Here is a 13,489-nt window from a genome sequence, read left to right as displayed (position 1 = left end):
ACCGGGCCCTCGGCGGCTTCCGCGACCTCTTCGCCCCCTTCGCTTCCTTCGCTTCCTTCATCTCCGCCACCTCTTCCGCCTCCTTCACCCCACGCGGCCTTCGCGCCGACGGATGCCACGCGGAGCACCCGGCACTCCCGGAGCCGCCGAGCCGTGCACGCCGCCTCGGGAAAGCGGCTCGGTACCGCGCACCCCCGGGAGGAAGGGCCGACGGATCTGCGGCTCGTGCCGCCCGCGCTCGCGGTCTGGGTGACGGCGGCGGTGACCGTGGGCGCACCGCCCGGACGGGTCACGGCCTTGGTGGTGGGCTGCCTGGTCCTGGCCGGCGCGTTGTTGGCGTTGGGGCGGACCAAGGCGCACAGAGTGGCGCAGTACGGCGCACGGCCATCTCGTGCGTGGCCGCGGGTCTCCGTCGCCGCCTCGCTGCTCTGTGTCGCGGCGGCCGCCGCCTCTGCGGGGCTGCACGGGGCGGATGCACGCCGCGGCCCGATCCCGGCCCTGGCACGGCAGTACGCCCATGTGACCGCCGAGGTGGAGATCACCTCCGACCCACGGCTCACCCGGCCTCGGATCAAGGGGGATCACGCGGCTCCCACGGCTGTGCTGCTCGACGCGGAGGTACGACGGGTGACGCGGGCGGGCGGCGACGGGGCCGTGGTGGCGACACGTACGCCGGTGCTGGTGATCGTCGACGCGAGTTCGCCGAGGGGCTCGCCCCGGCTACCCGGCGGGCGCTCGCCCTGGCTGTCACTGCTGCCGTCCACACGGTTGCGGGTGGCCGCGCGGCTCGCCCCCGCGCTGTCGGGCGGGGACCGGATCGCGGCCGTGCTGCGCGTGCGGGGGAGCGGGCCGCCGGAGGTGGTGGGGCAGCCGTCCGGGCCGCAGCGGTTCGCCGGCAGGTTGCGCGAGGGCCTGCGGCAGGCGACCGACGATCTGGAGGCGGACGCGCGGGCGCTGCTGCCGGGGCTGGTCGTGGGGGACACCTCACGGGTCACGCCGGAGCTGGACGAGGCGTTCAAGGCGACGGATCTCACACACCTGCTGGCGGTCAGCGGCGGCAACTTCACGATCTTGCTCGCCCTGTTCGTCGGACCACCAGGCCTCGCCCAGCGCGCCGAGCGGCGTGGTCTCGCACCGCGGCTCGGTATCCCGCTGCGGGCGACCGCCCTGCTCGGTGGCGCGGTCACGCTCGGCTTCGTGATCGTGTGCCGGCCGGACCCGAGCGTGCTGCGGGCCGCCGCCTGCGGATCGATCGCGCTGCTCGCCCTCGCGACCGGCCGCCGCAGGTCGCTGATCCCAGCGCTGGCCACGGCCGTACTGCTGCTGGTGCTGTACGACCCCTGGCTGTCGCGGAGTTACGGCTTCCTGCTCTCCGTGCTGGCGACCGGCGCCCTGCTCACGCTCGCCCCGCGGTGGAGTGCGGCGCTCCAGAGTCGCCGGATGCCGCCGCGCCTGGCCGAGGCACTGGCCGCCGCGGGCGCCGCACAGGCCCTGTGCGCGCCGGTCGTCGCGGTTCTGTCGGCCCGGGTGAGCCTGGTGGCGGTGCCGTGCAATCTGCTCGCGGAGTTCGCCGTCGCGCCGGCCACGGTGCTGGGGTTCGCGACGCTGGCGACGGCACCGGTGGTGCTGCCCGTGGCCAAGGGGCTCGCGTGGTGCGCGAGTTGGCCGGGCCGGTGGATCGCCGACATCGCACGGACCGGAGCCGCGCTGCCCGGCGGGGGAGTGGACTGGCCCGCGAGCTGGCCGGGGGCGCTGCTGCTCGCCGTGGTCACGGCGGTCGTCGTGCTCGCCGGCCGACGGCTCCTGAAACATCCTTGGCTGAGCGGCGCATGTGTCGTGGTGTTCCTGCTGGTCGTGGTGCAGCCGGCGCCGCTCACCAGAGTGATCACGGGATGGCCGCCGCCCGGCTGGCGGTTCGCGATGTGCGACGTGGGACAGGGCGACGCGACGGTGCTCGCGGCTGGCGAAGGCACCGCGGTGGTGGTGGACGCGGGCCCCGATCCGGCGCTGGTCGACCACTGTCTGAGCACGCTCGGCATCACCCGGATCCCGCTCGTCGTGCTGACGCACTTCCACGCCGACCATGTGGCGGGGCTGCCGGGGGTGCTGCGCGGGCGTGCGGTGGGGGCGATCGAGACGACGGGCTTCGCGGAGCCGCCCGACCAGGCCGAGTTCGTACGGAGGGAGGCGGCCGCTCGCCACATCTCGGTGACGTCGGCCGTGGCGGGTGAACGGCGGCGCATCGGCAGTCTCGACTGGCAGGTGCTGTGGCCGCCACCGAGCCCGGCGCCCACCCCGGACGGGCCGAACGACGCCAGCGTTGCCCTCGTCGTACGGTCGGCGGGGTTGCGGCTGCTGTTGCTCGGCGACCTCGAACCGCCGGCGCAGCAGGCGCTGCTGCGATCGCCGGCGGCCGGGGAGCTTGTGGCCGTGGACGTGCTCAAGGTCGCCCACCACGGCTCGGCCTACCAGGACCCGGAGCTCATACGGAGGGTGGCCCCGCGGCTGGCCTTGATCTCGTGCGGCAGGGACAACCCGTACGGGCATCCCGCGCCCAGCACGGTCGCGGCGCTGCGTGCCGGGGGTGCCGTGGTGCTGCGGACGGACAAGGACGGGGCGCTGGCCGTCGTCGGTGGGGGCGGAGGGCTGAGCGTGGCGAGAGACTGAGGGCATGAATTCCGCACAGGCCGATGCCTACCTCCGCCGGATCGGCGCCCATCACCCCGCGTGGCCCACGTCAGGCGTGCTGCGTGACCTGCACCTGCGCCATCTGAAGGCGGTGCCGTTCGAGAACCTGTCGATCCATCTGGGTGAGGAGATCGTGCTGGAGGAGAAGCGACTGCTGGACAAGGTGGTGGGCGCGCGCCGGGGCGGCTTCTGCTATGAACTGAACGGGGCGTTCGGGGCGTTGCTCGGGGCGCTGGGCTTCGACGTCACGCTGCTCGCGGGGCGGGTGTACGGGGAGGAGGGGCGGCTCGGGATCCCGTACGACCATCTCGCGTTGCGGGTGCGGACGGTGGACGGGGGCGACTGGCTGGCGGACGTCGGGTTCGGGGCGCACAGTCACTATCCGCTGGCTTTCGGGGCGCGGACCGAACAGGTGGACCCGGGGGGCACGTTCAGGGTGCTCGAGGCGGGTCCGGACGCGGCGGGCGTGCGGGGCGTCGGCGGGCGGCGGGAGGCCGAGGACCTGGACGTCATCCGGGACGGCGGCCCGCAGTACCGCCTGGAGGTGCGGCCGCGGGTGCTGGGGGACTTCGCCGCCGGAGCCTGGTGGAACAGCACTTCGCCGAAGTCGCATTTCACGCGGTCGCTGGTCTGTTCGCGGGTGACGGAGGACGGAGGGCGGATCACGCTCAGCGGTCGGAAGCTGACGGCGACGGCGCCGGACGGGACGAAGGAGGTGTGGGAACTGGCAACGGACGAGGAGGTGCTGGCGCTCTACCGGGAGCGCTTCGGGATCGAGCTGGACCGGGTGCCGGAGGTGCGGAAGGGCTGATTCCTGCGTGCCGGTGGAGCGGTCGGGGGCGGAGCGGTCACATGGGGTTGCCTGTGCGTGGGTCCCCGTACGCGATACGCGCGTGGTCCCAGTGCGTGCGTGGTCCCAGTGCATGTGCCGGATTCCTGCGATGGGGTCGTGAGTTCGTTGATCGGTTTCACCGTGCGGCACATCGGACTGCGGATTGATCAGGAGAGCGACCCCGGCGTCGGTCGTGTGCGGCGTGGCGGAAAATGTTCTCGTGAGCGATGTGAGACATGTGCTGGTGCTGCCCGACCGCGATGCAGCGGAAGAGGCGGCGGAGGTGATCGGTGACCGGTTCGGGCTCGACGAGGAGCCGCAGCTCGTCAGGGACGCGCTGGCCGGTGAGGACGATGCCGAGGACGCGCAGTGGCTACTGGTCCTGACGGATCCCGGGGAGCGGCTCGATTCGAAGGAGCTGGACGAGTTCGCGGGGGAGTGGGACGGCTGGCGCGAGGAGCCGTAGCGCTCAGCCGGGGCCGGGCGCGCGGGTTCCCGTGCGGGACGCGTTGTCAGTGGCGCGTGGGATGCTTTCGGTGATGGCCAAGAAGACCGCTCAAGACGACCCTCTCGCCCCCGTCACACTTGCCGTGGGCCAGGAGGACCTCCTGCTCGACCGTGCCGTGCAGGAGGTGGTGGCCGCCGCCAGGGCCGCCGACGCCGACACGGACGTACGGGACCTCACTCCGGACCAGCTGCAGCCCGGCACGCTGGCCGAGCTCACGAGTCCCTCGCTCTTCTCCGAGCGCAAGGTCGTGGTCGTGCGCAATGCGCAGGATCTGTCGGCCGACACGGTCAAGGACGTGAAGGCGTACCTGGACGCGCCGGCCGAGGAGATCACCCTCGTGCTGCTGCACGCCGGTGGGGCCAAGGGCAAGGGGCTCCTCGACGCCGCGCGCAAGGTGGGGGCGCGGGAGGTGGCGTGCCCCAAGATGACGAAGCCCGCGGACCGGCTGGGCTTCGTGCGCGGCGAGTTCCGGGCGCTCGGGAGATCGGCTACGCCCGAGGCGTGCCAGGCGCTGGTCGACTCGATCGGGAGTGATCTGCGGGAGCTGGCGTCCGCGGTGTCGCAGCTGACCGCGGATGTCGAGGGGACGATCGACGAGGCCATCGTCGGGCGGTACTACACCGGGCGGGCCGAGGCGTCGAGCTTCACCGTGGCAGACCGGGCCGTGGAGGGACGGGCCGCGGAGGCGTTGGAGGCGTTGCGGTGGTCTTTGTCGACCGGGGTCGCGCCCGTCCTGATCACCAGCGCGCTGGCTCAGGGGGTGCGGGCGATCGGGAAGCTGTCCTCCGCGCGAGGGGGCCGGCCGGCCGATCTTGCCCGTGAGTTGGGGATGCCGCCGTGGAAGATCGATCGGGTGCGGCAGCAGATGCGGGGGTGGACGCCGGACGGGGTCGCGGTTGCCCTGCGGGCGGTCGCCGATGCCGATGCCGGGGTCAAGGGCGGGGGAGATGATCCCGAGTACGCGCTGGAGAAGGCGGTCGTGGCGATTGCTCGGGCGGCTCGGTCTCGGCGGGGCTAGTTCCCGGCTGAGCCAGTTCTCGGCGGGGCTGGTTTCCGGCTGAGCTAGTTCTCGGCGGGGCTGAGCCTGGGTTCTTCGCCCTCGCCGCCCCTGCCTGTCCCATCCCGTACCTGGGGGCTCCGCCCTCAGACCCCGGGTGGGGTTCGTTGGCTGTGGGTGGGTGGGGGCGCTCGCGCAGTTCCCCGCGCCCCCGGGGCGAGGCTTCGCCTCGATTCCCTCTCCGCTTACCCGTCCGCAGCCCTGACAGGACGCTCGCCCTGCGCCGAAGGCCCCGTCCGTCTCCTGGGGAAGGAGGGGAACGGGGCCTTCGGATCACGATGGTGGATCCACGCCCGCGTGGCGAACGCAGGCCGCGCGTGGGTCCGGGGGTGCCGGTCAGGAGCGGAAGAGAGGGCCCGCTGGGTCCTTTCCGGCGGTCAAGTCAGGGGTTGAGCCCGATAGGGCCCAGCCGACTCAGCCCTTGAGGGAAGAGACCTTCGAAGCAAGCGCCGACTTCTTGTTGGCGGCCTGGTTCTTGTGGATGACGCCCTTCGAGACGGCCTTGTCGAGCTGGCGCGACGCAGCGCGCGTGTACTCGGTGGCCTTCTCGACGTCACCCGCGGCAGCAGCCTCGCGGGCCTTGCGGATCGCGGTCTTCAGGGAGGACTTGACCGACTTGTTGCGCAGCCGAGCCTTCTCGTTGGTCTTGATCCGCTTGATCTGGGACTTGATGTTCGCCACGAATGAGCCTTTACAGGTTCAGGCGCGCGAGACAGCACGTCTCGCTCGCCGTTTGATTTCCTTGGGGTGTGCCTCCTGCAGAGAGGGCACGAGACACAGCCACCCAGGCTACCAGTAGCCGCGCGACCGGCCCAAACCGGTCGCAGCTCCCCACCCGTGGGACCATGGAGCCTACGTATCGATCCGACCCGAGGCGACAGGCGCCTCAAGAGACAGGACCCTGCGTGCCCGCGACCCCTAACAATGTGCCCGAGCCGAGCCGTACCGCCCCGGCTCTGATCCGCAATTTCTGCATCATCGCGCACATCGACCACGGCAAGTCCACGCTCGCCGACCGCATGCTCCAGCTGACCGGGGTGGTCGAGCAGCGGCAGATGCGTGCTCAGTACCTCGACCGCATGGACATCGAGCGCGAGCGCGGCATCACGATCAAGTCCCAGGCGGTCCGGCTGCCCTGGGCCCCGACGGAGGATCCGGGCAACACCCACATCCTCAACATGATCGACACCCCCGGGCACGTGGACTTCACGTACGAGGTGTCCCGGTCGCTGGCCGCCTGCGAGGGGACCGTCCTCCTCGTCGACGCCGCCCAGGGCATCGAGGCGCAGACCCTCGCCAATCTCTACCTGGCGATGGAGAACGACCTCAAGATCATCCCCGTACTCAACAAGATCGACCTGCCGGCCGCCCAGCCGGAGAAGTTCTCCGAGGAGCTCGCCAACCTCATCGGCTGCGACCCCGAGGACGTACTGAAGGTCTCCGCCAAGACCGGTGTCGGTGTCGAGGCGCTGCTGGACAAGGTCGTGGCCGAGATCCCGGCTCCGGTCGGTGTCCAGGACGCGCCCGCGCGCGCCATGATCTTCGACTCCGTGTACGACTCCTACCGGGGCGTCGTGACGTACGTACGAGTCATCGACGGACAGCTCAACAAGCGTGAGCGGATCCGGATGATGTCCACGGGGGCTACGCACGAGCTTCTGGAGATCGGGACCAATTCGCCCGAGATGCTGCCCGCGGACGGGCTGGGTGTCGGTGAGGTGGGCTATCTCATCACCGGCGTGAAGGACGTCCGGCAGTCCAAGGTCGGTGACACCATCACCACCCTGCACAAGGGCGCGACCGAGGCGCTCGGCGGGTACAAGGACCCCAAGCCCATGGTCTTCTCGGGGCTCTATCCGCTGGACGGGTCCGACTACCCCGAGCTGCGCGACGCCCTCGACAAGCTGCAGCTCAACGACGCCGCGCTCGTCTACGAGCCGGAGACCTCCGCCGCGCTCGGCTTCGGTTTCCGCGTCGGTTTCCTCGGGCTGCTGCACCTCGACGTGATCCGTGAGCGGCTCGAGCGTGAGTTCGGGCTCGACCTGATCGCGACCGCGCCGAACGTGGTCTACCGGGTCGTCATGGAGGACCGCAGCGAGCACATCGTCACCAACCCGAGCGAGTTCCCCGAGGGCAAGATCGACGAGGTGTACGAGCCCGTCGTGCGGGCCACGATCCTTGCGCCCTCCGAGTTCATCGGCTCGATCATGGAGCTGTGCCAGACCCGGCGCGGCACCCTGCTCGGCATGGACTACCTGTCCGAGGACCGGGTCGAGATCCGGTACACGCTGCCGCTCGCCGAGATCGTCTTCGACTTCTTCGACCAGCTGAAGTCGAAGACCCGGGGTTACGCCTCGCTCGACTACGAGCCCACCGGCGAGCAGACCTCCAGCCTGGTCAAGGTCGACATCCTGCTGCACGGCGACAAGGTGGACGCCTTCTCGGCGATCACCCACAAGGACGCGGCGTACGCGTACGGTGTGCGGCTCGTCGCGAAGCTGCGTGAGCTGATCCCGAGGCAGGCCTTCGAGGTGCCCATCCAGGCCGCCATCGGGTCGCGCGTCATCGCGCGCGAGACCATCCGCGCCATCCGCAAGGACGTCCTCGCCAAGTGCTACGGCGGTGACATCTCCCGTAAGCGGAAGCTGCTGGAGAAGCAGAAGGAAGGCAAGAAGCGGATGAAGATGGTGGGCTCTGTGGAGGTTCCGCAAGAGGCCTTCATCGCGGTGCTGTCCAGCGACGACAGCGGCGGTTCGGCGAAGGGCAAGAAGTAGCCACCTGTTACCCCCGGAAACTCGGGCACAATGCGGGCTCGTCGCGCTTCGGCGTGGCGAGCCCGTACGCGTGCGTAGGGTCGCTCTCTGTAGGAAGTGACAGGCCGCCGCCCCTTACGCACTGGCCGGACGCGCCTTACTCTGATCTCTGCTCGATGGTTACTCGCGAGTTAAACAACAGCCGAACCAGCCAGCCGCACAGCAACAGTCAGCAGTCGGTCGAGCCAGACGCACGCACTGTCGCGGGCCCCGGAGGATGTCGTGAGCGACACACAGACCCTGATCGAGAACCGTCCGCCGTCCGTGGCGGCCCTCTTCCTGGAGCGCGTGGCAGCCACGCCCGACGCCGAGGCCTACCGCTACCCGGTCCCCCCTGCCTCAGGTGAGGGCCCGGACGAATGGAAGTCGCTGAGCTGGGCGCAGGCCGCTGAGCGGGTCTACGCCATCGCGGCCGGACTGATCGAACTGGGCGTACAGCCGGAGCAGCGCGTCGCGCTCGCCTCCTCCACCCGGGTCGAGTGGATCCTCGCCGACCTCGGCATCCTGTGCGCGGGCGCGGCCACGACGACGATCTACCCGCAGACGAACGCCGAGGAGTCGGCGTTCATCCTCTCCGACTCCGACAGCAAGGTCCTGGTCGCGGAGAACGCGGCCCAGCTCGCCAAGGCCCGGGAGAAGCGCGCCGAGCTGCCCGCACTCGGCCACATCGTCGTCATCGACCAGGCGGGCGTCGAGACCGGCGACGGGGTGCTCACCCTCGCCGAACTGGAGACGCGCGGTGCCGCGTACCTGGAGAAGAACCCCGAGCTGATCCAGGAGCGCGTCGGCGCGATCACCGCCGACCAGCTCGCCACCCTCATCTACACCTCCGGTACCACCGGCCGTCCCAAGGGCGTGCGCCTCCCGCACGACAACTGGTCGTACATGGCGAAGGCCATCGCCTCGACCGGGCTGCTGGGCCCCGACGACGTGCAGTACCTGTGGCTGCCGCTCGCCCACGTCTTCGGCAAGGTGCTCACCTCCGGCCAGATCGAGGTCGGGCACGTCACCGCCGTCGACGGCCGGGTCGACAAGATCATCGAGAATCTGCCGATCGTGCAGCCGACGTACATGGCGGCCGTCCCGCGCATCTTCGAGAAGGTCTACAACGGGGTCGCGGCCAAGGCACGGGCCGGCGGCGGCGCCAAGTACAAGATCTTCCAGTGGGCCGCCGAGGTCTCCCGCGAGTACGCGAAGGCCAGCCAGGACAACTTCCGCCGCACCGGCACCGCCTCCGTGCCCTTCGGGCTGGGCGCCAAGCACAAGGTCGCGGACGCGCTCGTCTTCGCCAAGATCCGCGAGGCATTCGGCGGCCGGCTGCGCGCCTGCGTCTCCGGCTCCGCCGCGCTCGCCCCCGAGATCGGCTACTTCTTCGCGGGTGCCGGCATCCACATCCTCGAGGGGTACGGCCTCACGGAGTCCTCCGCCGCCTCCTTCGTGAACCCCGGCGAGGCGTACCGCACCGGCACGGTCGGCAAGCCGCTGCCCGGCACGGAGGTGCGCATCGCGGACGACGGCGAGATCCTGCTGCGCAGCCCCGGCATCATGGAGGGCTACCACGGGCTGCCGGAGAAGACCGCCGAGGTCCTCGAATCCGACGGCTGGTTCCACACCGGCGACATCGGAGAGCTGTCGCCCGACGGGTACCTCCGGATCACTGACCGCAAGAAGGACCTCATCAAGACCTCGGGCGGCAAGTACATCGCGCCCGCCGAGGTCGAGGGCCAGTTCAAGGCCGTCTGCCCGTACGTCTCCAACATCCTCGTGCACGGCGCCGACCGGAACTTCTGCACCGCCCTGATCGCCCTGGACGAACCGTCCATCCTGGAGTGGGCGAAGGAGAACGGGCTGGAGGGCAAGTCGTACGCCGATGTCGTCGCGGCGCCCGCCACGGTCGCCCTCGTCGAGGGGTACGTCAAGGAACTCAACGAGGGGCTCCAGCGGTGGCAGACCATCAAGAAGTTCCGGTTGCTGCCGCGGGATCTCGATGTGGAGCACGGGGAGATCACGCCGAGTCTGAAGTTGAAGCGGCCGGTTGTGGAGCGGGAGTACAAGGGGCTCATCGAGGAGATGTACGCCGGTAGCCGGGAGGCGTGAGGTTGCCTTTCGGCCTGCGGGTCGGTGGGGGCTGGGCGCGCCCACGCGGCGGAGCCGCAGACGTCACAGCCTCGCGCCCCTAAAGGACGCGGTTGCCGCTCAGCCCCGCTACCAGACTCTGCAGTTCTCGGACCTGCCTCCGTAGGTCGGAAAGGTCCGGGGGGTCTTCGGACGACAAGCGCTTCTCCAGGGCCGCAAGCCGTGTGCTGATCTGGGCCGCGTGGGTGTGTTCCTGGGTCAGCAGGCGTTCCAGCTGCTGGTTCTTGCGGTGGAGGTCCAGGAAGACCGTGACCTTGGCGCGCAGGACCCAGGGGTCGAAAGGCTTGGTCAGGTAGTCGGCGGCGCCGGTGGCGTAGCCGCGGAAGGCGTAGCCCGCGTCGGCGTCGGTGCCGGTCAGGAAGATGATCGGGACGTCCTTGGTCTGGTCGAGCCGCTTGATGTTGGCGGCTGTCTCGAAGCCGTCCATGCCGGGCATGCGGATGTCGAGGAGGACGACGGCGAAGCGTTGCCTGAGCAGCGCCTTCATCGCCTCCTCGCCCGAACGCGCACGTACGAGCGGCTCGTTGAGGGACCCCAGGACGGCCTCCAGCGCGATCAGGTTGTCCTCCATGTCGTCGACCAGGAGGATGCTGGCGCGCTCGTAGGTCGTTTCCTCAGCGCTCATGGTGACTGTCCTCATTCGGTCGTCGGCGGGGCGGCGGCCTCCTCGGACGATGTGCTCGGCCCCGGAACAACGGATTCTTCGGAGTCGTCCTGCTCCGTGTCGCGCGCGTTCTCCGGGTCGAGGAGGGCGCTGACGACCGTGAGCAGCTGATCGACGTCCACCGGCTTGGGTACGTAGTCGTTGGCACCGCGCACGATGGATTTCTCACGGTCTCCCGGCATCGCCTTCGCGGTGAGGGCGACGATCGGCAGGCCCGTCCAGCGGGGGGTGCGGCGGATGGCGGAGATCGTCTCGTAGCCGTCCATCTCCGGCATCATGATGTCCATCAGGATGAGTTCCACGTCGGGGTTGCGCTCCAGGGTCTCGATGCCCTCGCGGCCGTTCTCCGCGTACAGGACGGGCATGCCGACGCGGCCCAGGACATGGGTGAGCGCGAAGACGTTGCGGATGTCGTCGTCCACGATCAGCACCCGTCGCCCCGGCAGGACCTGACCCGCCCGGCCGGCCTTCCACGCCTCCAGCTTGGTGGGGGTGGGCCAGGAATCGTCGGTGTCGTGGGAGGTGTACGGCTCGGTGGACAGCTGCTCGGGCACGAGCGGCCGGTGGTCCTCCGGGGCGGCGCCGGTCGCCGTGTGGCCGGGGCTGATGACAGGGACGTACAGCGTGAAGGTGGAGCCCTTGCCGGGGGCGCTCTCCGCGATGATGCGGCCGCCGAGCAGTCCGGCGATCTCCCGGCTGATGGACAGGCCGAGGCCGGTGCCGCCGTACTTGCGGTTGGTGGTGCCGTCGGCCTGCTGGAACGCCTCGAAGATCACGGGGAGCTTCTCCGCGGCGATTCCGATGCCGGTGTCGGAGACGGCGAAGGCGATCACGTCGTCGCTGTTCTCCCGGGTGAAGGCGTGGTCGGGGTCCTTGAGGCGGTTGACGCGCAGTTCGACCCGGCCGGTCGCGGTGAACTTGATCGCGTTGGAGAGCAGGTTGCGCAGGATCTGCTGGAGCCGCTGCTCGTCCGAGTACATCTCCCGCGGTACGTCCTCCCCGACCTTCACCTCGAAGGCGAGACCCCGGTCGAGGGTGAGCGGGCGGAACGTGGCGTGGACGTAGTCGAGGAGTTTGATCAGGGGGAGCTTCTTCGGGCGTACGTCCATACGGCCCGCCTCGATCTTCGACAGGTCGAGGATGTCGTTGATGAGCTGGAGGAGGTCCGATCCCGAGCGGTGGATCGTCGTCGCGAACTGCACCTCCTGGTCGGAGAGATGACCGTCCGGGTTGTCCGACAGCAGCCGGGCCAGGATCAGCAGCGAGTTCAGCGGGGTCCGCAGCTCGTGCGACATGTTCGCCAGGAACTCTGACTTGTACTGCGAGCTCGTCGCCAGGAGCGCTGCCTTTTCCTCCAGTTCGGCGTTCGAGCGTTGCAGCTCCGCCTGCTGCGACTGAAGTTCGTCCGAGCGGTCCTGGAGCTGGATGGCGAGGCGCTGGGACTCGCCGAGCAGGGACTCCGTACGGGAGTTGGCGATGATCGTGTTGATGGCCACGCCGATGGTGTTCACGAACTGGTCGAAGAAGGCCAGATGGACGTCGGAGAAGCGGGAGAAGGAGGCCAGCTCGATCACGCCGAGGAGTTTGTCCTCGAAGAGGATCGGGATGATGACGACGCTGGCGGGGGCGGCTTCCCCCAGACCGCTGTTGATCTTGATGTAGTCCGGTGGGGCCTCCTCGACGAGGATCCGCTTCTTCTCGCGGGCCGCCTGCCGGACCAGGCCGTGCACCGGCATGCCGCCCGTGTCGACCGTGGCGCCCTGCGCCGAGCCGTATCCGGCGATGAAGGCGAGTCCCTTGGCGGGGACGGCGGTGTGGAGGGAAGCCCCGTCCTCCTCCGGGTCGGCCAGGAAGAAGGCGCCGTACTGCGCGTTCACCAGCGGGGTCAGCTCGCGCAGGATCAGGTCGGCAACCTCCATCAGATCGCGGTGGCCCTGCATCAGCGCGGCCAGGCGGGCGAGGTTCGACTCCAGCCAGTCCTTCGCGCGGGTCGTCTCGCGGAGGTTGGCCACCATCAGGTTGATGTTGTCCTTCAGCTCGGCGACCTCCCCCTGCGTCTCCACGGTGATGGAGCGGGACATGTCGCCCTGTGCCACCGCGGAGGCCACCTCGGCGATCGCGCGGACCTGGGTGGTGAGGTTGGAGGCGAGTTCGTTGACGTTGGTCGTGAGGCGCTTCCAGGTGCCGTACACGCCCTCGACCCGTGCCTGACCGCCGAGTTGGCCCTCCGAACCCACCTCGCGGGCCACCCGGGTCACCTCGGAGGAGAAGGAGGAGAGCGTGTCGACCATCGTGTTGATGGTCGTCTTCAGTTCGAGGATCTCGCCGCGGGCGTCCACGTCGATCTTCTTCGACAGGTCGCCCTGCGCCACGGCCGTCGCGACCTGCGCGATGTTCCGCACCTGCGAAGTCAGGTTGTCGGCCATGTAGTTGACGTTGTCGGTCAGATCCCGCCAGACGCCGGAGACGCCGAGAACCTGGGCCCGTCCGCCGAGCCGCCCGTCGGTGCCGACCTCGCGGGCCACCCGGGTCACCTCGTCGGCGAAGGCCCGCAGCTGCTCCACCATCGTGTTGACGGTGTCCTTCAGCTCCAGGATCTCGCCGCGGGCGTCGACGGTGATCTTCTTCGACAGGTCGCCGTTGGCGACAGCCGTCGTCACCTGGGCGATGTTGCGGACCTGGGAGGTCAGGTTCAGGGCCATGAAGTTGACGTTGTCGGTGAGGTCCTTCCAGACGCCGGATACGCCCCTGACCTGGGCCTGGCCTCCGAGGTTGCCTTCGGTGCCGACCT

The 13,489-nt window shown here is 69.6% G+C and carries 9 protein-coding genes; 6 read left to right on the top strand and 3 right to left on the bottom strand.

Going from position 1 to position 13,489, the window contains the following annotated elements; genetic code table 11:
* Window positions 1-153: 153 nt before the first annotated feature.
* The 4 genes from ACIRA5_RS07385 to holA all read left to right on the top strand — a co-directional run bounded on the left by ACIRA5_RS07385 (window position 154) and on the right by holA (window position 5,046).
* Window positions 154-2,667 (top strand): ComEC/Rec2 family competence protein, encoded by a 2,514-nt coding sequence (locus ACIRA5_RS07385; protein WP_403688258.1) that lies wholly within the window; start codon window positions 154-156, stop codon window positions 2,665-2,667.
* Window positions 2,668-2,671: 4 nt separating this feature from the next.
* Window positions 2,672-3,499: an arylamine N-acetyltransferase gene (locus tag ACIRA5_RS07380; protein ID WP_403688256.1), complete on the top strand. Its 828-nt coding sequence runs from the start codon at window positions 2,672-2,674 to the stop codon at window positions 3,497-3,499.
* A 241-nt stretch (window positions 3,500-3,740) separates the two neighbouring features.
* A complete protein-coding gene (locus tag ACIRA5_RS07375; RefSeq protein WP_060901959.1) occupies window positions 3,741-3,986 on the top strand; it encodes a hypothetical protein in 246 nt (81 codons plus the stop codon).
* Between the two features lie 73 nt (window positions 3,987-4,059).
* Window positions 4,060-5,046: a DNA polymerase III subunit delta gene (holA, locus tag ACIRA5_RS07370; protein WP_403688254.1), complete on the top strand. Its 987-nt coding sequence runs from the start codon at window positions 4,060-4,062 to the stop codon at window positions 5,044-5,046.
* 453 nt (window positions 5,047-5,499) lie between these two features.
* On the opposite strand, the gene rpsT is transcribed toward holA, so the two are convergent.
* Window positions 5,500-5,766, bottom strand: coding sequence for a 30S ribosomal protein S20 (gene rpsT / locus ACIRA5_RS07365; RefSeq protein ID WP_054231951.1), 267 nt, complete (start codon window positions 5,764-5,766; stop codon window positions 5,500-5,502).
* A 224-nt stretch (window positions 5,767-5,990) separates the two neighbouring features.
* Here rpsT and lepA point away from each other — a divergent pair, with 224 nt between their 5' ends.
* Together lepA and ACIRA5_RS07355 are read left to right on the top strand one after the other, a co-directional pair.
* Window positions 5,991-7,859 (top strand): translation elongation factor 4, encoded by a 1,869-nt coding sequence (gene lepA / locus ACIRA5_RS07360; protein WP_352046183.1) that lies wholly within the window; start codon window positions 5,991-5,993, stop codon window positions 7,857-7,859.
* Between the two features lie 261 nt (window positions 7,860-8,120).
* A complete protein-coding gene (locus ACIRA5_RS07355; RefSeq protein ID WP_403688251.1) occupies window positions 8,121-9,995 on the top strand; it encodes an AMP-dependent synthetase/ligase in 1,875 nt (624 codons plus the stop codon).
* A gap of 79 nt (window positions 9,996-10,074) precedes the next feature.
* Here the strand turns inward: ACIRA5_RS07355 and ACIRA5_RS07350 are convergent, their stop codons facing one another.
* Window positions 10,075-10,659: a response regulator gene (locus ACIRA5_RS07350; RefSeq protein ID WP_352046181.1), complete on the bottom strand. Its 585-nt coding sequence runs from the start codon at window positions 10,657-10,659 to the stop codon at window positions 10,075-10,077.
* 11 nt (window positions 10,660-10,670) lie between these two features.
* Window positions 10,671-13,489 (bottom strand): ATP-binding protein (locus ACIRA5_RS07345; protein ID WP_403688248.1); only part of this gene is annotated, 2,819 nt, incomplete at its 5' end.

This window comes from Streptomyces sp. NPDC096311, assembly GCF_044763085.1.
GTDB lineage: Bacteria > Actinomycetota > Actinomycetes > Streptomycetales > Streptomycetaceae > Streptomyces.
This window is presented reverse-complemented; position numbering and strand designations above follow the sequence as displayed.